Genomic DNA, 21549 nt, shown 5'->3' with positions numbered 1-21549 from the left:
CCGGCGCCTGGGTGCCGGCCCTTTTTTTGTTGTTTTGCGGCCGGCACGGCACTCTCGGGTTTTAAGCGTTTTTTGGCTCCAGCGCCCGCCAGTCAAGCGCCAGCAGCTATTGATTTGATAGCCTGAGGACGGCGCCCTGGCACGCCCGGACCCGCCCTGCAAGGGTCGCGCTGCAAGTTGCGCGGCCGTCCTACCGGGATGGCGGCTGCAGGCCTGCGCCGCGCAGCGCAGGCCCGGCCCATGCTCGCAGGCCATGTCTGCCTCCCTCGCCACCCCGCACGCTACCAGTCCCACCCCACCCCGGAGCGCGGCCGGCGCGGCACAGCCCCTGGCCCCGCCGGCCGAGCGGGCGCAGGTCATCGCCGGTCTGCTGGGCCGGCCGGCCAGCATCTCTCCCAAATACTTCTACGACGAGCGCGGCTCGCGGCTCTTCGAAGCCATCACCCGCCTGCCCGAGTACTACCCCACGCGCACTGAACAAGCCGTGCTGCGCCGCCACGCCCAGGCGATTGCCCAGGCCGTGGGCCGTGGCGGCGTGGTCATCGAGCCCGGCGCCGGCAGCTGCGACAAGGCGCAGGTGCTGTGCCGACTGCTGGGCGCCACGCATTTCGTGGGGGTGGATATCTCCGCCGACTATCTGGAAGGCAGCGTCGCACGCCTGCGTGCCGCGCTGCCGGGGCTGGACGCGCGCGCCGTGGGCGGCGACATCACCACCGCCATCGAGCTGCCGCGCGACGTGCCGCAGGCGCGGCGGCTGGTGTTCTACCCGGGCTCGTCCATTGGCAACTTCGACCCGCCCGCCGCCCTGGCGCTGCTGCGCCAGATGCACGCGCTGGCGCAAGGGCAGGGCGGCGGCCTGCTGATCGGCATCGACCTGCCCAAGGACGCGGCCGTGCTGCAGGCCGCCTACGACGACGCGGCCGGCGTGACGGCGCAGTTCAACCGCAACATCCTGACCCACGTAAACCGGCTCATTGGCAGCGACTTCGAGCCGGCCCAGTGGCGCCACGAGGCCTTCTTCAACACGGTCGAATCGCGCATCGAGATGCACTTGGCCGCCTGCGGCCCGCAGCAGGTGCGCTGGCCTGGTGGCACCCGCAGCTTTGCGGCAGACGAGCGCATCCACACCGAGAACAGCTACAAGTACCCGCTGCCCGCCTTCGTCGATCTGCTGGAACGCGCCGGCTTCACGCAGCCGCAGGCCTGGACGGACGAGCGCGACTGGTACGCCCTGGTGCACGCCCGCGCCTGAGGCCGCCCGGGCCGCCAAGAACACAAAAATCGCAAAGAACACGAGGAGAAAACCCCATGCGCCTGTCCGCCAGCGCTATGCCCCTGGACGCCCCCGAGCCCGCCGGCGCTCCGCACGCCAGCGCCTGCCAGCGCTACGCCGCGGTGCGCGCGGCCACCCTCCGGCTGGCCGAGCCGCTGTCGCCCGAGGACTGCGGCGCCCAGTCCATGACCGAGGCCAGCCCCGCCAAGTGGCACCTGGCGCACACGGCCTGGTTCTTCGAGACCTTCATCTTGGAGGCGCACGAAGAAGACTTCGCGCCCTTCGACCCCGAGTTCCGCGTGCTGTTCAACTCCTACTACCAGGGCGTGGGCGCGCAGCACCCGCGCGCGCAGCGCGGGCTGCTCACCCGGCCCGACCTGGCCACCGTGCTGACCTGGCGCGACGATGTGGACGCGCGCATGCAGCGGCTGCTGCAGCGCGAGCCCCTGGCGCCCGAGGTGGCGGGCCTGCTGGAGCTGGGCCTTCAGCACGAGCAGCAGCACCAGGAGCTGCTGCTGACCGACATCAAGCACCTGCTGTCGTGCAACCCCACCTGGCCCGCCTACCAGGCGCCGCCCGCCGCGCCGCCGCCACCACCTGCCGCGCCGCTGGTGCGCTGGCGCCGCTTCGAGGGCGGCCTGGTGCACATCGGCCACGACGGCATAGGCTTTGCCTTTGACAACGAGACCCCGCGCCACCCGGTCTGGCTGCAGCCCTACGAGTTGGCTACCCGGCTGGTGACCAACGCCGAATACTTGGCCTTCGTGATGGCCGGCGGCTATGGCGAGCCCGCCCACTGGCTGGCCGAAGGCTGGGACTGGCGCGCCAGCCAGGGCATCGGCCACCCGCTGTACTGGCGCCAGGACGGCCACGGCTGGTGCGAATTCACCCTGGCCGGCCGCCAGCCCCTGGTGCCCGCGCAGCCGGTGGTGCACCTGTCGTACTACGAGGCCGACGCCTATGCTCGCTGGGCCGGCGCGCGCCTGCCCACCGAGGCCGAGTGGGAGGCCGCCGCCACCAGCGCCACGCCCTGCCTGTCCGGGCACTTTGCGGACCAGGGCGTGCTGCACCCGCTGCCCGCGCCGGCGGACGTGCCCGAAGGCCAGCCGGCCCAGCTGTTTGGCGACGTGTGGGAGTGGACGCAGTCCAGCTATGCGCCATACCCCGGCTTCACGCCCGCCGCCGGCGCGGTGGGCGAGTACAACGGCAAGTTCATGGTCAACCAGTACGTGCTGCGCGGCGGCTCCTGCGCCACGCCCTCCGGCCATGTGCGCGCCAGCTACCGCAACTTCTTTCCGGCCGGCGCGCGCTGGCAGTTCTCGGGCCTGCGCCTGGCGCGCGACGTGCGGTAAAGGCGGGGTAAAGATGCTGTCAATGGTTGGGCAAGACAGTCAAAAACCATAGCTGCTGGCGCTTGATTGGCGCGCCCTGGCGGCGTTCTGGCTTGTAATGAAGGGCTGCAATGCCGCGGCCGGCGCAGCCCTCGCGCACGCCGCAGCGGCTGCTAGGATGGCCCACGCCCCACCACGGTTTCCCCTCGCCTTGCCGCATGACTGACCCAGACAACGCTTCCTTGCCCGCCCCCGTGCGCCCACGCCGCCGCTGGCGGGCCCTCGTGCTGACGCTGGCACTGATCGCCGCCCTGGCCGCCACGGCCTGGTTGCTGGTGCAGCGTGCCAAGGGCCCCGCCGCGCCGCCCGGCCGCCCGGGCGCGCCGGCCGGGCCGGCCGCCTTCGCGGCCATGGCCAGCGTCACCGTGGGCGCGGCGCGGGCGCAGCAGGGCGAGCTGCCCGTCCTCATCGATGCGCTAGGCACGGTCACGCCGTCCGTCACCGCCACGCTGGTGCCGCAAGTCTCGGGCGTGCTGACCGAGGTGCTGTTCACCGAAGGCCAGAATGTGAAGAAGGGCCAGGTGCTGGCGCGCATCGACCCGCGCCCCTACGAGCAGGCGCTGGCCCAGGCGAAGAGCCAGACCGCCCGCGACGAGGCCCAGCTGGCTGCCGCGCGCGTGACGCTCTCGCGATACCAGGAGCTGTGGAAGCAGGACTCCATCGCCCGCCAGACGCTGGACACCCAGGCCGCGCTGGTGCAGCAGCTGGACGCTGCCGTGCTGTCCGACCGCGCCAGCGAGCGCACGGCCCAGCTCAACCTGGACTACACCACGCTGCGCGCACCCATCGATGGCACCATCGGCCTGCGCAGTGTGGACCCGGGCAACCTGGTCAGCAGCGGCACCAGCACCGGCATTGCCACCATCACCCAGGTGCGGCCCATCGACGTGGTGTTCTCCGTGCCGCAGGACCGCGTGCCCGACGTGCGCGCCGCCCAGCGCCAGGGCGCGCTGCCCGTGACCGCACTGGACCGCGCGCGCAGCGCCACGCTGGCCGAAGGGCGCTTCCTGACGCTGGACAACCAGGTCACCGCCGCCACCGGCACGGTGCGCGCCAAGGCGCGCTTTGCCAATGCCGATGGGGCGCTGTTCCCCAACCAGTTCGTGAACGCCCGGCTGCAGCTGGGCTCGCAAAGCGGCCTGCTGGTGCCGGTGACGGCGGTGCGCACCGGCCCGCAGGGCGACTACGTCTATGTGATCGACGAGGAGCAGGTGGCGCGCATGCGCCCCGTGGTGCGCGGCATGGCCACGGTGGACCGGGTGCTCGTCACGCAGGGCCTGCAGGCCGGCGAGCAGGTGGTGACCGAGGGCGGCGACCGCGTCAAGGACGGCGGCAAGGTGCAGCTGGCTGGCCAGGCCGCGGCCGGCGGCGCAAGGCGCCGCGGGGCGGCCGAGGGCGCGCGCGCCGGTGCCTCGCGCCCGGCCGATGGCGCCTCGCGTGCCGGCCGGGGGGCGCCCCGCGCGGGCGCTTCGGCGCCGGCGCAGGCACCCGCATCGGCTGCGGCGCAGTAACGCGGCTGGTCACGCAGCATGAACGTCTCGCGTCTGTTCATCCAGCGGCCGGTGGCGACCGCGCTATTCATGCTGGCCATCGTGCTGGCCGGTCTGGTGGGGCTGCGCTTTCTGCCCGTGGCGGCGCTGCCGCAGGTGGACTACCCCACCATCCAGGTGCAGACGCTGTACCCCGGCGGCAGCCCGGACGTGATGAGCCGCACCGTCACGGCGCCGCTGGAGCGCCAGTTCGGCCAGATGCCGGGCCTGGCGCGCATGGGCAGCGTCAGCAGCGCCGGCGTGTCGCTGATCACGCTGCAGTTCAACCTCAGCCTGTCCATGGACTCGGCCGAGCAGCAGGTGCAGGCGGCCATGAACGCCGCCGGCTCGCTGCTGCCGGCCGACCTGCCGGCGCCGCCGGTGTACGCCAAGATCAACCCGGCCGACGCGCCCATCCTGCAGCTGGCCATCACCTCGGACAGCCTGCCGCTGACCGAGGTGCAGAACATGGTCAACACCCGGCTGGCGCTGAAGATCAGCCAGATCGACGGCGTGGGCCTGGTCACGCTGGCCGGCGGCCAGCGCCCCGCCGTGCGCGTGCAGGGCAACCTGCAGGCGCTGGCCAGCATGGGCCTGTCGCTGGACGCCCTCAGCAGCGCCATCAGCGCGGGCAACTCCAGCTCGGCCAAGGGCAGCTTCGACGGGCCGGCGCGCCAGTACAGCATCAACGCCAACGACCAGCTGCTGTCGGTTGCGGACTATCGCGAGCTGATCGTGGCCTACGTCAGCGGCGCGCCGGTGCGCCTGAAAGACGTGGCCGAGGTGGTGGACGGCTCCGAGAACAGCCGCCTGGGTGCCTGGACAGGCATCAAAAACGATAGCTACTCCCGCAAGCTGGGCGGGGGCCAGGGGCTGATTTCATCTGAAAACACCACCCCGCTCACGCCCGCCATCATCCTGAACGTGCAGCGCCAGCCCGGCGCCAACGTGATCGCCACGGTGGACGCCATCAAGCGCCAGCTGCCCCAGCTGCGCGAGGCCCTGCCGAGCAGCGTGCAGGTGGCGGTGCTGACTGACCGCACGCTGGGCATCCGCGCCTCGGTGGAGCACGTGGAGGTCGAGCTGATCCTGGCCGTGGCCATGGTGGTGCTGGTCATCTTCGCCTTCCTGCACAGCCTGCGCGCCACGGTGATCGCCAGCATCGCGGTGCCGGTGTCGCTGATCGGCACGCTGGCGTTCATGTACCTGATGGGGTATTCGCTGAACAACCTGACGCTGATGGCGCTGACGATTGCGACCGGGTTCGTGGTGGATGACGCGATCGTGATGATTGAAAACATCGCCCGGCATCGCGAGATGCGGGCCGGCGCAGCCGGCCCTGGCGGCGTAGCCGACACGGGCGATGTTTCGGCGCAGGGTCATGTCGGCGCAGCCGACGTGAGCCGAAGCCAAAATGGGCCACGGCATCGCGAGATGCGGGCCGGCGCAGCCGGCCCTGGCGGCGCAGCGGGCACGGGCGATGTTTCGGCGCAGGGTCATGTCGGCGCAGCCGACGTGAGCCGAAGCCAAAACGACCCTGCCACCAAATCCCCCCTGCAAGCCGCCCTCGACGGCGCCGGCGAGATCGGCTTCACCATCATCTCGCTCACCGTCTCGCTGATCGCCGTGCTGATCCCGCTGCTCTTCATGCAGGAAGTCATCGGCCGGCTGTTTCGCGAATTTGCCGTCACGCTGGCCATCACCATCCTGTTCTCGGCCGTGGTCTCGCTGACCCTGGTGCCCATGATGTCGGCGCGCTGGCTGGGCCCGCTGCATGCATCGCAGGGCCGGTTTGCCCGCTGGATGCAGGCGCGCATGGACTGGATGCTCGGCCACTACGACCGCGGCCTGCACTGGGTGCTGGCGCACCAGCCGCTGACGCTGGCCGTGGCGGTGCTGACGCTGCTGCTCACGGCGCTGCTGTACGTGGTCATCCCCAAGGACTTGTTCCCCACCCAGAGCACGGGCCAGCTGCAGGGCCAGGTGCAGGCGGCGGCGGACGTGTCGTTCGCCCGCATGTCGGCGCTGCAGGGCCAGGTGGCGCAGCTGGTGCTGGCCGACGAGGCCGTGCAGTCGGTCAGCTCCGTGGTGGGGGTGGACGCGGCCAACAACAGCGCCCTGTCCACTGGCCGGCTGGTCATCAACCTGCGGCCGCAGCCGCTGTTTGGCGACTCGCAGGCGGCCGTCATGCAGCGCCTGCGCGAGCAGGTGGCTAGCCGCGTGGCCGGCGCCACGCTGTACCTGCAGCCCACGCAGGATTTGACGATCGATTCCGACACCGGCCCCACCCAGTACCGCTTCGACCTGGAGGGCGTGGACACGGCCCAGGTCAACCAGTGGGCGCGGCGCCTGGTGCAGCGCCTGGGGCAGGTGAGCGAGGTGCGCCACGCCACCACCACCGCCGGCGACACCGGCCCGGCCGCCATGGTGCGGGTGGACCGCGACACCGCCGCGCGCTTAGGGGTCACGGCCAGCAGCCTGGACAACACGCTGTACAACGCCTTTGGCCAGCGCATCGTCTCCACCATCTTCACCGAGACCAACCAGTACCGGGTGATCCTGGAGGCTGCGCAAAGCGACGCCGCCAGCCTGCGCGCCCTGCGCGAGCTGCCGGTGCGCACCAGCAGCGGCGGCACCACGCCGCTCGAATCATTCGCCCGGGTGGTGGAGGAGGAAACGCCGCTCACCGTGCACCGGGTGGGCCAGTACCCGGCCGCCACGGTGGGTTTTGACACGGCGCCGGGCGTGAGCCTGGGCGCGGCCGTGCAGGCGGTGCGCGCGGCGGCGCAGGCCGAAGGGCTGCCGGCGGCCATCACGCTGCGCTTCACGGGCGCCTCGGGCGCCTACCAGAACTCGCTGTCCAACCAGCTGTGGCTGATCCTGGCGGCGGTGGTGTGCGTCTATATCGTGCTGGGCGTGCTGTACGAGAGCTACGTGCATCCGCTGACCATTTTGTCCACGCTGCCTTCGGCCGGGGTGGGGGCGCTGCTGGCGCTGTGGCTGTCCGGCCATGCGCTGGACGTGGTGGGCATCATCGGTCTGGTGCTGCTCATCGGCATCGTGAAGAAGAACGCCATCATGATGATCGACTTCGCCATCGACGCCGAGCGCGGGCAGGGCATGGCGCCGCGCGACGCCATCCACCAGGCGGCGCTCTTGCGCTTTCGGCCCATCCTGATGACCACGCTGGCGGCGCTGGCTGCCGCCGTGCCTTTGATGCTCAGCTGGGGCGACGGGGCCGAGCTGCGCCGCCCGCTGGGGCTGGCGATCTTTGGCGGACTGGTGCTGTCGCAGCTGCTCACCCTGTTCACCACGCCGGTCATCTACCTGTGGTTTGACCGGCTGGGCCGGCGCCTGGGGGGCGAGGGCCGGCGCGAGGGGGCGCCGTGAACCTCTCGCGCCCCTTCATTGCGCGGCCGATCGCCACCGTGCTGCTGACCATCGGCCTGGCGCTGGCGGGCATTGGCGCCTACTTTCTGCTGCCGGTGGCGCGGCTGCCGGCGGTGGATTTTCCCGTCATCTTCGTGTCGGCCAGCATGCCCGGCGCCAGTCCCGCCGACATGGCGCGCACCGTGGCCACGCCGCTGGAGCGCACGCTCGGCTCGATCTCCGGCGTGAACGAGATGACCAGCTTCAGCAGCACCGGCAGCTCGCGCGTGGTGCTGCAGTTCGACCTGAACCGCAACATCGACAGCGCCGCGCGCGACGTGCAGGCGGCCATCAACGCCGCGCGCATCGACCTGCCGGCCAACCTGCGCGCCAACCCCACGTACCGCAAGGCCAACCCGGCCGCGCAGCCGTTTTTGATCCTGGCGCTGACCTCCCAGACGCGCTCGCCCGGGCAGATCTACGACGCGGTCAGCAACATCGTCAGCCAGCGCCTGCTGCAGGTACCGGGCGTGGGCGACGTGACGCTGGGCGGGGGCTCGCAGCCGGCCGTGCGGGTGGAGCTCAACCCCTTCGCACTGGCCCAGCTGGGCATCAGCGGCGATGACGTGCGCGCTGCGCTGCAGGCGGGCAACGCCAACCGGCCCAAGGGCGTGGTCGAGCTGGGCGGCGAGGCGGACGGCCGCGCGCTGCAGGTGCTGACCCCCGCGCCGGGCCTGCGCGCGGCCGACTACCGCGACCTCATCGTCGCCATGCGCGGCGGCCACGAGGTGCGCCTGTCGCAGCTGGCCCGCGTGAGCGACAGCGTGCAGGACACGCGCACGCGCGGCATGTTCAACGGCCAGCCGGCCATCGTCGTCAACATCACCCAGCAGCCAGACGCCAACCTGATCGCCACCGCCGACGCTATTCAAGAGCTGCTGCCGCAGCTGCGCGCCCAGCTGCCGCCGGACATCGCGCTGGACGTGGCCATCGACCGCACGGGCTCGGTGCGCGCCTCGGTGCAGGAGGTGGAGATCACGCTGGTGATCGCCGTGCTGCTGGTGGTGGCCGTGGTCGGGCTGTTCTTGCGCACGCTGCGCGCGGCCGTCATTCCGGCGGTGGCCACGGTGGTGTCGCTGCTGGGCACCTTCGCCGTCATGTACGCGCTGGGCTATTCGCTGAACAACCTGACGCTGATGGCCCTCACCGTGGCCACCGGCTTCGTGGTGGACGACGCCATCGTGGTGATCGAGAACATCACCCGGCACCTGGAGCAGGGCTGGGAGCGGCGCCGCGCGGCGCTGGAGGGCGCGCGCGAGGTCGGCTTTACCGTGCTGACCATCAGCGTCTCGCTGATCGCGGTGTTCATCCCGCTGCTGTTCATGGGCGGTCAGCCGGGGCGGCTGTTCCGCGAATTCGCCGTCACGCTGTCGGCCGCGGTGATGATTTCGCTGGTCATCTCGCTGACCACCACGCCGATGCTGTGCGCGCTGCTGCTGCCGCGCGTCCGTGCGGGTGATGCCGCCGCGGCGCCGGTGCGCGCCAGCGCCATGGGCCGGCTGCGGCGCACCCTGGCCGGCGGGGCGCGCGCGGCCGAGCGCGGCCTGCTGGGGGGCTATGCCCGCGCCCTGGATGGCGCGCTGGCATCGCCCTGGCTGGTGGTGCTGGTGCTGGCCGTGGTGGTGGGGCTGAACGGCTACCTGTTCGCCTCCATCCCCAAGGGGTTCTTTCCCGAGCAAGACAGCGGCCAGATGATGGGCGGCCTGCGCGCCGACCAGAGCATCTCGTCCAGCGCCATGGCCGACAAGCTGCAGCAGGCCGTGGACATCATCCGCGCCGACCCGTCGGTAGGCACGGTGGTGGCTTTTGCGAGCGGCAACAGCGGCGGCTTTCTGTCGGCAGCGCTGAAAGGCGCGCGCGAGCGGCCCCAGGGCGAGGGCACGCGCGCCGTCATCAACCGGCTGCGCCCGCAGCTGTCGGCCATCACCGGCCTGCGCGTGTTCCTGAACCCGGTGCAGGAGCTGCGCGTGGGCGGGCGCAGCAGCAACGCCACCTACCAGTTCGCGCTGAAGGCCGACAACGTCGCCGACCTCAAGGAGTGGACGCTCAAGCTGGCCGCGCGCCTGAAGGCCGACGAGCGCCTGACCGACGTGGACGACGACCAGAGCGACAACGGCGTGGAGACCTATCTGCAGATCGACCGCGCCCGCGCGGCCAGCCTGGGCGTGACGGCCCAGGCCATCGACGCCGCCCTGTACAACGCCTTCGGCCAGCGCCAGGTGGCCACCATGTACAGCGACCTGAACCAGTACAGCGTGGTCATGGAATGGGCGCCGCAATACACCCAGTCGCCCCTGGCGCTGCAGGACGTGTGGGTGCCGGCCACGCGCGCGGCCAGCGCGGCCGGCACCGGCGGCGCATCGGCCAACCCGGGCCAGCGCAACGCCTCCACCGGCCAGCCGCTGTCGGTGGTACCAGCGTCGATGGTGCCGCTGTCGGCCCTGGCCCACGTGGGCGAGCGGGCCGTGCCCACCGGCGTGATGCACGACGGGGGCGAGCTGTCCAGCACGCTGTCGTTCAACCTGGCCGACGGCGTGGCACTGGAAGAGGGCCGCCAGGCCGTGCTGGAGGCGGTGGACGCCATTGGTATGCCCAACAACGTGCGCGGCGCGTTTGCCGGCGCCGCGGCTGCCGCGCAGCAAACCGAGGCGCAGCAGGGCCTGCTGATCGTGGCGGCCATCGTGGTCATCTACATCGTGCTGGGCATCCTGTACGAGAGCCTGATCCACCCCATCACGGTGCTGACCACGCTGCCCAGCGCCGGCTTTGGCGCGGTGCTGGCGCTCCTGGCCCTGAAGATGGAGTTTTCCATCATGGCGCTGATAGGGGTGTTCCTGCTGATCGGCATCGTGAAGAAGAACGCCATCCTGATCATCGACTTTGCCCTGGCCGCCGAGCGCACGCGCGGGCTGGACGCCACGGCCGCCGTGCGCGAGGCCTGCCTGATGCGCTTTCGCCCCATCCTGATGACCACCCTGGCCGCCGGCCTGGGCGCACTGCCCCTGGCCATCGGCTTCGGCCAGGGCGCCGAGCTGCGCCAGCCCCTGGGCGTGACCATCGTCGGCGGGCTGGTCGCCAGCCAGCTGCTGACGCTGCTGACCACGCCGGTGGTCTATGTGCTGCTGGACCGGCTGCGCCGCCGCCCACGCCGCGCACCCAGCGCAGAGGGCAACCCCGGCGTGGCGCGGGCGGAGGCAAGATGAACCATTCCTGTTTTGATAGCTACCCACGCTTGCCTGGCAAGGGCTGGAGCCGCTTTTTACCTATAGGCGCCAGCCTGGCGCTGGCCCTGCTGCTGGGCGCGTGCAGCGTCACGCCGCCGCACCAGGCGCCGGCCGTGGACATCGGCCCGGCCTGGCGCGGGCAGGCGCCCGAGGGCTGGGTCAGCACCGCCGACTACCGCGCCTGGCACGAAGGCCGCTGGTGGACGCTGTTCGGCGATGAGGGCCTGGACGCGCTGATGCCGCGCGTGGAGATCGGCAACCAGAACCTGGCCGCCGCCGTGGCCCGCGTGGCCCAGGCGCAGGCCCTGCTGCGCCTGGCCGAAGCCGCGCAGTGGCCCACGGTGGGCGCGCAGCTGTCCACCCAGCGCAGCGGCCAGCCGGCGCGCGGCGCGGCGTCGCTGGGCCTGACGGCCAGCTGGGCGCCCGACCTGTGGGGCCGGCTGGCCGCCGGTGTGCAGGGCCAGGAGGCCAGCCTGCAGGCCAGCCAGGCCAACCTGGCCGCCGCCCGCCTGTCGGCCCAGGGCAGCCTGGCCCAGGCGTGGTTTGCGCTGCGCGAGGCCGAGGCCGAGGGAGCGCTGCTCGAGGGCATCATCGAGGGCTACCGCCGCGCGCTGACCATCACGCAGAACAACTACGACGCCGGCATCGTCGCCCGCACCGATGTGCTGCAGGCGCAAAGCACGCTGGAGTCGGCCCTGTCCACCCGCGCCGGGCTGCAGCGCAGCCGCGACACCTATGAGCACGCCATCGCCCTGCTGGTGGGCGAGGTGCCGTCCAACTTCGCGCTGCACGAGGCGCGCTGGGTGCGCACGGCGCCGGCTCTTCCTCCTGAGCTGCCCTCGCAGCTGCTGCTGCGCCGCCCTGACGTGGCCGCCGCCGAGCGCGCCGTGGCTGCTGCCAATGCCAACATCGGCGTGGCCCGCGCCGCGTGGCTGCCGCAGCTGAACCTGAGCGCTGGCGCGGGCGGCACGGCGCTCGATCTGGCGCAGCTGCTGTCGGCCCCCACGCTCACCTGGTCGCTGGGCGCCGCGTTGGCGCAGACGCTGTTTGACGCCGGCGCGCGCGCCGCCGCCGTGGATCAGGCCGTGGCCGCGCACCAGCTGGCCACGGCCAGCTACCGCCAGAGCGTGCTGACCGCCGTGGGCGAGGTGGAAGACCAACTGACCGCGCTGCTGGCCCTGGACGAGCAGATCGCGCACGCCAGCGCCGCGGCCGACGCGGCGACCGCCGCCGAGGAGCGCACGCTCAACAGCTACCGCGCCGGCATCTCGGCCTTTACGGCGGTGTTGACAGCGCAGACCACGTCGCTGAACGCGCGCCGTTCGGTCATGCAGCTGCAGCTACAGCGCCAGCAGGCCGCGGTGGCGCTGATCCAGGCGCTGGGCGGCGGCTGGGTGGCGCCGTGGGATGCAGCCGGCGATTGATTTGCTATCGAGTTGATAGCTGCTCGTGCTGGTCCAGCAAGCGCTGAAGGCCGAAATGGCACAAAAAGGCGCTCCGCAGGGCGCTCGGTTTGCGGCGGCGTGGCCGGCAGGGTGCAGCGGTCAGACCGCGTCCAGCGCCTGGTGCAGGTCGGCCAGCAGGTCGTCGATGTGCTCGATGCCGATGGACAGGCGCACCATGCCTTCCGTCACGCCCGCCTTGGCCAGCTCGTCCGCGTCCAGCTGGCGGTGCGTGGTCGAGGCCGGGTGCGTGGCCAGCGACTTGGCGTCGCCGATGTTCACCAGGCGCAGGAACAGCTGCAGCGCGTCCAGGAAGCGCGCACCGGCGGCGCGGGCGTCCTCGCCGGCAGCGGTCTTCAGGCTGAACGACAGGATGCCGGAGGCCTTGCCGCCCGACTGGCGCTGCACCAGCGCGTGGTCGGGGTGGTCGCTTAATCCGGCGTAGCGCACCCATTCCACCTTGGGGTGTTTTTGCAGCGCCTCGGCGATCTTTTGCGCGTTCTCGCAGATGCGGTCCATGCGCAGCGGCAGCGTCTCGATGCCCTGCAGCGTGAGGAACGCGTTGTGCGGCGACAGGGCGGCGCCCATGTTGCGCAGCGGCACCACGCGCACGCGGCCGATGTAGGCGGCCGGGCCCAGCGCCTCGGTATAGACCACGCCGTGGTAGCTCACGTCGGGCTCGTTCAGGCGCTTGAAGCGCGCCTTGTGCTGGGCCCAGGGGAACTTGCCGCTATCGACGATGGCGCCGCCGATGCTGTTGCCGTGGCCGTTCAGGTACTTGGTCAGCGCGTGCACCACGATGTCGGCGCCGTGCTCGATGGGGCGCAGCAGGTAGGGGCTGGCCACCGTGTTGTCCACGATCAAAGGCAGGCCGTGGGCGTGCGCCACGTCGGCCAGGGCGCGGATGTCGGTCACGTTGCCCAGCGGGTTGCCGATGGATTCGCAAAACACTGCCTTGGTGCGCTCGTCGATCAGCGCGGCGAAGCTGGCCGGGTCGCGCGGGTCGGCAAAGCGCACTTCGATGCCCTGCTGGGGGAAGGTGTGGGCGAACAGGTTGTAGGTGCCGCCATAGAGCGTGCTGGCGCTGACGATGTTGTCGCCGGCCTCGGCAATCGCCTGGATGGAATAAGTGACCGCCGCCATGCCCGAGGCCACCGCCACCGCGCCGATGCCGCCTTCCAGCGCCGCGACGCGCTTTTCCAGCACGTCGGTGGTCGGATTCATGATGCGCGTGTAGATGTTGCCCGGCACCTTCAGGTCGAACAGGTCGGCGCCGTGCTGCGCGCTGTCGAAGGCGTAGGCCACCGTCTGGTAGATGGGCACCGCCACGGACTTGGTGGTCGGGTCGGGCGAGTAGCCGGCATGCACGGCCAGGGTTTCGATGCGCATCGAGGGTCTCCGCAAAAGGATGTGTGGCAGGGAAGCAGCGATTGTCGGCCAGCCCGCGCGGGGCGGAAACGACGGGCTGGCTATGTGCTTATGCGGCGCGTGGCGGCCGGGGTGCGCGGGCAGGGGGCAGGGGCGGCTGCGCGGCCTCCCACGCGGGCAGGGCCTGCCACAGCACGGCGGGGGCGTGCGCGTCGGCGGCGGCGTAGCGGACCTGGCCGGGGGTTAGGGTGCGCATGGACCAGTTGGAGGTGGACGTCTTCTTGGACTTGGACAGCTGCTGGCCCAGCACCAGCGCCACGGCCGCGCGCACGCCCGTATTGCGCCCGAAGCCGTGGCGGGCGAAGACGCGGTCCAGGTCTTGCAGGCCGGCCGGGTCGGTGCCCAGCCGCGCCGGCAGGCTGCGCAGGTCGTTGTCCAGCCCGAAGCCCACCTTGGCGATGCGCGCATCGGCCAGCACCTCGCGCGCCAGCTGCAGCGCATCGGGCTGGCGCAGCTGCAGGAGCCAGGCATCGTGCGGCGTGGCCAGCTGCACCAGATCAGGGCCGGCGTCGTGCGCGCCAGCGGTGAACAGGGGCCGGCTCTCGGTGTCAAAGCCCAACACCCGCACGCCCCGCAGCGCGGCGCGTGCGGCGGCGAATTCCTCAGCCGTGGCGGGGACATGGATGCGCGCCGGCGCCAGGGTGGGGAAGGGCGGCAGCAGGGCGGATTGCTCTTTGGTGGGGGGCAGGCGGCGGGGCATGAAGTGGATTTTCAGGCCGGGCGCGCCGTGTCCAAGGGCGCCAGCATGTTCTGGATCAGGCGGATCATGATGTCCTTGGCGGTAGGGTTGGACTCGGCCACCAGCAGCGCCAGCGCCGCCAGGCCCACGTCGTTGATGACGGGTTCGCCCTCACGCAGCAGGCGCCCGTTGCGCGCCAGGAAGTCCACGAACAGGTAGGAGCCGATGCGCTTGTTGCCGTCCGAGAACGGGTGGTTCTTGATGACGAAGTACAGCAGGTGTGCGGCCTTGGATTCCACCGTGGGGTAGGCCGGCTCGCCAAATACCGATTGTTCCAGGTTGCCCAGCGTGGCGGCGAGAGCGTCGTCCCGTTCGCGGCCGAAGAGGGTGGTGGCTTCCTTGCGCTCCATCAGGTCGGCCTTCAGGCGTGCGATGCCGGCGCGGGCCTCCTGCAGCGCCGGCAGCGTGCCGCCGGGGCTGCCGGCCGGGTCGGTGAGCAGGCCCTCGTCATAGCGCTGCAGCCACAGGAAGGTATGGGTGTAGCGGGCGATCACGTCCACCAGGCCGCGGCCCTGGTCAGTTGTCAAGGCCTCGCCAGCGGCGGCCTTGCGTACCAGCGACAGGGCGGCCTCCAGCTCGGCGGCGTTGTGTTCGAAGCGTTGGCGGTTGATGGTGTAGCCCTGCACCAAGTGCTCGCGCAGGACAGTGGTGGCCCACTGGCGAAAGCGCGTGGCGCGGGTCGAACTGACGCGGTAGCCGACCGAAATGATCGCGTCCAGGTTGTAGTGCCGTAGCTTGCGCCGCACCTGGCGCGTGCCTTCCTGGCGAACTACCGAGTAATCCTCGGTGGTTGACTGCTCCTGCAGCTCCTGGTCTTGGTAGATGTTCTTCAGGTGCAGGCTGACGTTGTCGGTCGAGGTACCGAACAGCTCCGCCATCTGCGCCTGGCTCAGCCACACGGACTCGCCCTCCAGCCGCACCTGCACGGCGTGGTGGTCCGACTCAAAGATGACGATCTGGCTCGGCGTGGTCATGGCAGCTTCCTGCAAGCGAGGGGCGAACATTGTGCGGCAATGCTGCCCGCCGACGGCCTGCGGCTTTCCCGCGCCAGTGACGCTTTTCAGGCCACCGGCCGCGTCCGGTAGAACTGCATCGGCTGCTCCGCCATCTGCCGCGCATGCTGGTTCAGCACCGACTTCTTCATCTTGCCCACCACGTGCATCTCGCAGGGCTTGCAGTCAAAGCGCAGGGTCAGCTTTTCCTTGCCGTTGATGAGCTGCAGCGGTTCGGCCTTGATGGTGCCCTTCACGCCGATCACGCCCTTGGCCTGCTTGGGGCACAGGCTCATGGAAAAGCGCACGCAGTGCTTGGTGATCATCAGGCTGACCTCGCCTTCCTCCTCTTTCGATTCGTAGGCGGCGTCAATGACCTTGACGCCGTGTCTGATATAGAAGTCGTGCGCCTTGTGGTTGAAGACGTTGGCCAGATACGTCAGCGTGTCTTCGGGGAAGGGCGCGGGCGGTTCGACCGGGGCCGCGCGCGGCAGGCGCACGAAGCCGGCGGCGCGGGCCGCCTCCAGCTGCGCCAGCGCATCGCGTCGCAGCAGGTTCAGGGCCGAGGCAGGCACGAACCAGGGCTGCGACAGCTGCAGGCTGATGTCGTGCGCGGCGAACAGCGTGGCGCCGAAGCGCCCCAGCTGCTCGCGCAGCGTTGCCTCGGCCCGGGCCGGGTCGGTGGCGCGCTCGTGCGTCTGGGCGATGGCCGCGCGGCCGGCAAAGCCGTCTTCGTCGGTCAGCGTCAGGGCAAAGCCGTCAGGCGTCTCCGACAGTTGCGCCCACAGGCCGATGCGGCGGTCGCTGGACTTCTTGTCCAGCGCGCGCACCCAGTCCATGTCGCGGTTGCGGTTGATCTCCAGACCCTTGCGCAGGTCCTTGAAGCCGGCGATCGGGTCTTTGGGAAACACGCGCCACAGGCCCTTCTTCGCGTTCAGGCTTTCCGCACGGTTGATATGCACGCCCACCAGTTCCTTGTGCAGGTCCCAGTAGCACAGGCCGTCGCCGTTGTGCAGCACGGTGGCGGGGTCGCTGACCTCCAGTTCAAACCATTTTTCCCCGATCTGGGTGACCCAGCCGATGGCGCGCCCGGGCGTCTTGGGCGTATCGAAGGCGCCGATATCCTGGTTGCGGCCGTTCACGAAGTAGTCGGTGAACTCGCGGTTGAAGTTCTGGTCGGGGTCGGGCGTGAAGGTGAACGTGGTGCGCCCTGACGAGGACCGCGCCAGCGGCGCACCCGCGCATTCGCGTTCTTCGATGATCTCGTCCAGCAGCTTGCGGTAGTGGGCAGTGATGTTCTTCACGTAGCCCAGGTCCTTGTAGCGGCCCTCGATCTTGAGGCTGCGCACGCCGGCGTCGATCAGAGCGCGCAGGTTGTCGCTCTGGTTGTTGTCCTTCATCGACAGCACGTGCTTTTCATGCGCCAGGATGCGCCCCTGGCCGTCCAGCACCTCATACGGCAGGCGGCAGGCCTGGTTGCAGTCGCCGCGGTTGGCGCTGCGCCCGGTGTGGGCATGGCTGATGAAGCACTGGCCCGAGTAGGCCACGCACAGGGCGCCGTGCACGAAGTACTCGATGGTGGTGCGCTCGGGGTCCGTGGCAGCGCGGATCGCCGCAATCTGCTGCAAATCCAGCTCGCGCGCCAGCACGATCTGCGACAGGCCCGCATCCTGCAAAAAGCGCGCCTTCTCCGGCGTGCGGATGTCCGTCTGCGTGCTGGCGTGCAGCTGCAGCGGCGGCAGGTCCAGCTCCAGCAGGCCCATGTCCTGGATGATGAGCGCGTCCGCCCCGGCCTCGTACACCTGCCAGGCCATCGTGCGGGCGTCCTCCAGTTCGTCGTCGCGCAGGATGGTGTTCAGGGTGATGAAGATGCGGCTGTTGAACCGGTGCGCGTGGCGGATCAGCCGCTCCAGCTCGCGCAGGTCGTTGCCGGCGGTGGCGCGGGCGCCAAAGGCCGGGCCGCCGATATAGACGGCGTCCGCGCCGTGGTTCACGGCCTCGATGCCGATGTCGGCATCGCGTGCGGGCGAGAGCAGCTCAAGCAGGTGGGGTTGCAGGGACATAGGGCGCGGATTATCCCAGCGCGACCTTTTGCCTGCCCGCGCAGGGCCGTGGAGCGGCCCCGGGCGTGCGGCACAATTGCGGGTTTTCCCTGGTGTGGCGGCGCCGTCGCCGCTGCCTGCCCGCCTACATGGACGCGTTGCCGCGCCGGCATACGATGGCGGCCGCCGCCAGCGCGCATCTCTTCACTACAGACCATGGCCATCCAGTTCGGCACCTACTACACCCTCATCTTCGCGGCCGTTGTGCTGCTGGTGGGCAAGTTCCTCGTGCAGCGCATCCGCTGGCTGCGCGAATTCAACATCCCCGAGCCCGTGGCCGGCGGCTTGGTGGCGGCGCTGATTTCCTGGGGGCTGAACGCCACCACCGGCGTGCAGCCGTCGTTCGACACCAGCTTGCAGACGGCCTTCATGCTGGTGTTTTTCTCCTCCATCGGCCTGAGCGCCAACTTCGCCAAGCTGCGCGAAGGCGGCATGGGACTGATCGTCTTCCTGCTGGTGGTCATGGTCTTCATCGTGGTGCAAAACAGCGTCGGCGTGGCGCTGGCCAGCGCCCTGGGGCTCGATCCGCTGATCGGCCTGATCGCAGGCTCCATCACCCTGGTGGGCGGCCACGGCACGGCCGGCGCGTGGGGCGAGGTGCTGGAGAACCAGCACGGCATCCGCGGCGCCATCACGCTGGGCATTGCCTGCGCCACCTTTGGCCTGGTGATTGGCGGGCTGATCGGCGGGCCGCTGGCCAAGGCGCTGATCCAGCGCAACGACCTGCGCGGGCCGCAGGGCGACGGCACCCATGGCGCGCTGGAGGCGGGCACGCCCAACTTCGAGTTCCCACACAAGACGCGCCTGATCACGGCCGACGCCACCATCGAAACCCTGGCGCTGTTCGCCGGCTGCCTGGCGTTCGCCGAGTTCATGACGCACTTCACCGCCGGCACGGCCGTGCAGCTGCCCACCTTCGTCTGGGCGCTGGGCGGGGGCGTGCTGATCCGCAATGCGCTGGACTACGTCTTCAATTTCGAGGTCTTCGACCGGGCCATCGACGTGTTCGGCAACGCCGGCCTGTCGATCTACCTGGCGATTGCGCTGCTGTCCTTGAAGCTGTGGGAGCTGGCCGGCCTGGCCGGGCCGCTGGTCATCATCCTGGGCGTGCAGACGCTTGTGATGGCGGCGTACGCCGGCTTCATTACCTTCCGCGTCATGGGCCGCAACTACGATGCGGCGGTGTTGTGCGCCGGCCACTGCGGCTTCGGCATGGGCGCCACGCCCACGGCGGTGGCCAACATGCAGGCCATCACCAACCAGTACGGCGCCTCGCACAAGGCCTTCCTGATCGTGCCCATGGTGGGCGCGTTCTTCATCGACCTGGTGAACGCCGTGGCCATCCAGGTGTTCATCAAGTTCTTCGGCTGACAAGGAAAGAGGGGCACGCCATGCGCATGGGCTTTGGTTTGATCGCGCTGCTGGCGGCGCTGGCCATCGTGGCGGTGCTGGCCAAAAAGCAGGTGAAGGCCACGCGCGTGGCCGTGCCGCCGGCCGTGCAGGGCGCCGCCAGCACCCCCGACGCCACGGTGCGCGCCCAAAGCCAGCAGATCCAGCAGCAGGTGCGCGAGCAGATGGACGCGCTTATGCAGCAGCCGCGCCCCCTGCCGGACGATGCGCAGTAAAAAAGGCCTCCAGCGCCCGCCAGTCAAGCGCCGGCAGCTATCAAAACATGAGTGACGCCGCGCCCCAGCCGCAGGACGCGCAGTGGATGCGCATGGCCCTGGCGCAGGCTGAGGAGGCGCGCGCCGCCGGCGAGGTGCCGGTGGGCGCCGTGCTGGTGCGCGCGGGCGAGCTGCTCGCCACCGGCCGCAACGCGCCCGTGGCCCGCTGCGACCCCACGGCCCACGCCGAGGTGGAGGCGCTGCGCGCGGGCGGCCGCAAGCTGGGCAACTACCGGCTGGACGGCTGCACGCTGTACGTCACGCTGGAGCCCTGCGCCATGTGCGCCGGCGCCATGCTGCACGCGCGCGTCGCCCGCGTCGTCTATGGCGCGCCGGATGCCAAGACGGGCGTGGCCGGCTCGGTGGCCAACCTGTTCGCCGAGCCCCGGCTGAACCACCACACGCAGGTGACGGGCGGCGTGCTGGCGCACGAATGCGCCGCGCTGCTGGGCGAATTCTTCCGCGAACGCCGCAGCGCGGCCCGCCCGGCGCACCCGCTGCGCGACGACGCACTGCGCACGCCCGAATCGCGCTTTGGCCTGCTGGCCGACTGGCCGTGGCCGCTGCAGTACCTGCACGACCTGCCGGCGCTGGCTGGCCTGCGCCTGCACTATGTGGACACAGGCGCGCCCAGCTCTGCCGCGCCGGCCTGGTTGCTGGTGCACGGCGCCGATGCCTGGAGCCACGGCCTGCGCCACCTGATCGCGGCGCTGGCCGCGCAGGGCCAGCGCGTCGTCGCTCCCGACCTGATCGGCTTTGGCCGCAGCGACAAGCCCAAGAAGGAGGGCGCGCACTCACCCGAGGGGCACGTGCGCATCCTGGCCGAGCTGGCCGAGCGGCTGGACCTGCGCAGCGCCGTGCTGGTGGCCTGCAACGCCCCCTGGGCGGCGCAGCTGGCCGCCAGCGCGCCCGGGCGCATCGCGGGCGTGCTGGCGCTGGACCTGCCGCCCGCCGCCGCGGACGACACACCGTACCCCGACGCCGGCCACCGCGCCGGCCCCCGGGCGCTGGCCCGCTGGGGCGGGCAGAGCGCCCCAGCGGGCGCAGCCCCGCTGCCCATGGCGACCACCCGCACGTTGGGTGCCAGCCCGGCCTGCCTTGCCACCCCGGCCGCGGCCACTGCGCTCGCCCATGCCGCCGTGCAATACTTTTTGCCTGCACTCCCCCTGACCACCACGGAGCAGGCGCCAGGCGCCTGACACACCGCCTTGCCGCACGACCACGACGATCACGACCACGCCGCCTGCACCCACAACCACGGCGCGCAGCACATCTACATCTATTCCCCTTCGGGCGCGGTGCGCGACAGGGCCGCCTTTCGCCGCGGCGTGGCGCGCCTGGAGGCCCTGGGCCACCAGGTCGAGGTGGACCCGGATGCCCTGGCCAGCCACACCCGCTTTGCCGGCGACGACGCCACGCGCTTGGCCGCCATCCACCGCGCGGCTGCCAGCGGCGCCGACGTGGCGCTGATCTCGCGCGGCGGCTACGGCCTCACGCGGCTGCTGCCGGCCATCCGCTACAAGCAGCTTGCCAAGGCCGTGGACAAGGGCCTGCGCCTGGTGGGCGTGAGCGACTTCACCGCGCTGCAGCTGGCCTTGCTGGCCCAGACCGGCGCCGTCAGCTGGGCCGGCCCGGCGCTGGTGGGCGACCTGGGCGTGGCGGGAGAGCCCGACGAGATCATGCTGGCCTGCTTCGAGGATCTGCTGACCGGCCACGGCGAGGGCAGCGGCTGGCGCATGCACCGCGAAAAGCCCCTGGCGGACGGCAAGCCGGCCGTGCGCGACATCTATGTGAAGCAGGCGCAGCTGTGGGGCGGCAACCTGGCCGTGCTGTGCTCGCTGGTCGGCACGCCCTGGCTGCCGCAGGTCGAAGGCGGCGTCCTGTTCCTGGAGGACGTGGGCGAGCACCCCTACCGCATCGAGCGGCTGCTGACCCAGCTGTTGCATGCCGGTGTGCTGAAGCGGCAGAAGGCCATCGTGCTGGGCCAGTTCAACGACTTCCAGCTCACCGCGCACGACAAGGGCTTCAAGCTGCAAAGCGTGGTGGACTGGCTGCGCACCCAGGTCAAGGTGCCCGTGCTGACCAACCTGCCGTTCGGCCACGTGCCGACCAAGGTGCTGCTGCCGGTGGGCGCACAGGTTTCGCTGTCGGCGGAAGGGCGCGACGCGCTGCTGTATTGGGGCCACGTGCATTGAGGCCAGGGCTGGCCGCTGTGCCAGCGTACTTGCGGGTGCGGGCCGATGGTTGGCTAAAGGGTGTGGAAATTTTGTATGGCGAACACATTTTTACAGTTCGGTACATAATGGATTTCCCGATTTCGCTCGATTCCGCTCAAG

At 70.6% G+C, this 21549-nt stretch carries 14 protein-coding genes; 10 read left to right on the top strand and 4 right to left on the bottom strand.

The window, feature by feature from the left end:
• The first annotated feature begins 253 nt into the window (after positions 1–253).
• The 6 genes from egtD to C7H73_RS10475 all read left to right on the top strand — a co-directional run bounded on the left by egtD (position 254) and on the right by C7H73_RS10475 (position 12270).
• A complete protein-coding gene (gene egtD / locus C7H73_RS10500) occupies positions 254–1252 on the top strand; it encodes an L-histidine N(alpha)-methyltransferase (protein WP_106846601.1) in 999 nt (332 codons plus the stop codon).
• 56 nt (positions 1253–1308) lie between these two features.
• On the top strand, positions 1309–2625 hold the full coding sequence (egtB, locus tag C7H73_RS10495; RefSeq protein WP_405124758.1) for an ergothioneine biosynthesis protein EgtB: 1317 nt from the start codon (positions 1309–1311) through the stop codon (positions 2623–2625).
• A gap of 197 nt (positions 2626–2822) precedes the next feature.
• A complete protein-coding gene (locus C7H73_RS10490) occupies positions 2823–4175 on the top strand; it encodes an efflux RND transporter periplasmic adaptor subunit (RefSeq protein WP_106846599.1) in 1353 nt (450 codons plus the stop codon).
• Between the two features lie 18 nt (positions 4176–4193).
• Entirely contained in the window at positions 4194–7583 is a 3390-nt protein-coding gene (locus C7H73_RS10485; RefSeq protein WP_106846598.1) for an efflux RND transporter permease subunit, read from the top strand.
• Positions 7580–10825, top strand: a complete 3246-nt coding sequence (locus tag C7H73_RS10480) for an efflux RND transporter permease subunit (RefSeq protein WP_106846597.1) — start codon at positions 7580–7582, stop codon at positions 10823–10825. Before C7H73_RS10485 ends, C7H73_RS10480 begins: the two co-directional genes overlap by 4 nt.
• On the top strand, positions 10822–12270 hold the full coding sequence (locus C7H73_RS10475) for an efflux transporter outer membrane subunit (RefSeq protein WP_106846596.1): 1449 nt from the start codon (positions 10822–10824) through the stop codon (positions 12268–12270). Before C7H73_RS10480 ends, C7H73_RS10475 begins: the two co-directional genes overlap by 4 nt.
• Positions 12271–12390: 120 nt before the next feature.
• Here the strand turns inward: C7H73_RS10475 and C7H73_RS10470 are convergent, their stop codons facing one another.
• The 4 genes from C7H73_RS10470 to C7H73_RS10455 form a co-directional block, all read right to left on the bottom strand.
• A complete protein-coding gene (locus tag C7H73_RS10470) occupies positions 12391–13677 on the bottom strand; it encodes an O-acetylhomoserine aminocarboxypropyltransferase/cysteine synthase family protein (protein WP_106846595.1) in 1287 nt (428 codons plus the stop codon).
• 88 nt (positions 13678–13765) lie between these two features.
• Positions 13766–14416, bottom strand: a complete 651-nt coding sequence (locus tag C7H73_RS10465) for a 3'-5' exonuclease (RefSeq protein ID WP_106846594.1) — start codon at positions 14414–14416, stop codon at positions 13766–13768.
• 11 nt (positions 14417–14427) lie between these two features.
• The gene (gene rhuM / locus C7H73_RS10460) at positions 14428–15429 is read right to left on the bottom strand and encodes a RhuM family protein (RefSeq protein ID WP_106846593.1); all 1002 of its coding nucleotides are present in this window, start codon (positions 15427–15429) and stop codon (positions 14428–14430) included.
• Between the two features lie 86 nt (positions 15430–15515).
• Complete coding sequence (locus C7H73_RS10455) at positions 15516–17510, bottom strand: peptidase U32 family protein (protein ID WP_106846592.1); 1995 nt, start codon at positions 17508–17510, stop codon at positions 15516–15518.
• Between the two features lie 195 nt (positions 17511–17705).
• Between C7H73_RS10455 and gltS the strand changes: the two genes are divergently transcribed.
• From gltS to C7H73_RS10435, 4 genes are read left to right on the top strand one after another with little or no spacing between them, the layout of a single operon-like run.
• Positions 17706–18920 carry a sodium/glutamate symporter gene (gltS, locus tag C7H73_RS10450; RefSeq protein WP_106846591.1) on the top strand — a complete coding sequence of 405 codons (1215 nt, stop codon included), beginning with the start codon at positions 17706–17708 and terminating at the stop codon, positions 18918–18920.
• Between the two features lie 20 nt (positions 18921–18940).
• Entirely contained in the window at positions 18941–19174 is a 234-nt protein-coding gene (locus C7H73_RS10445; protein ID WP_106846590.1) for a hypothetical protein, read from the top strand.
• 47 nt (positions 19175–19221) lie between these two features.
• The gene (gene tadA / locus C7H73_RS10440; RefSeq protein WP_106846589.1) at positions 19222–20412 is read left to right on the top strand and encodes a tRNA adenosine(34) deaminase TadA; all 1191 of its coding nucleotides are present in this window, start codon (positions 19222–19224) and stop codon (positions 20410–20412) included.
• Positions 20413–20421: 9 nt separating this feature from the next.
• Positions 20422–21408 carry an LD-carboxypeptidase gene (locus C7H73_RS10435; protein WP_106846588.1) on the top strand — a complete coding sequence of 329 codons (987 nt, stop codon included), beginning with the start codon at positions 20422–20424 and terminating at the stop codon, positions 21406–21408.
• Positions 21409–21549: the final 141 nt, after the last annotated feature.

The organism is Pulveribacter suum (genome assembly GCF_003013695.1).
Classification (GTDB): Bacteria; Pseudomonadota; Gammaproteobacteria; order Burkholderiales; family Burkholderiaceae_C; genus Melaminivora; species Melaminivora suum.
This window is presented reverse-complemented; position numbering and strand designations above follow the sequence as displayed.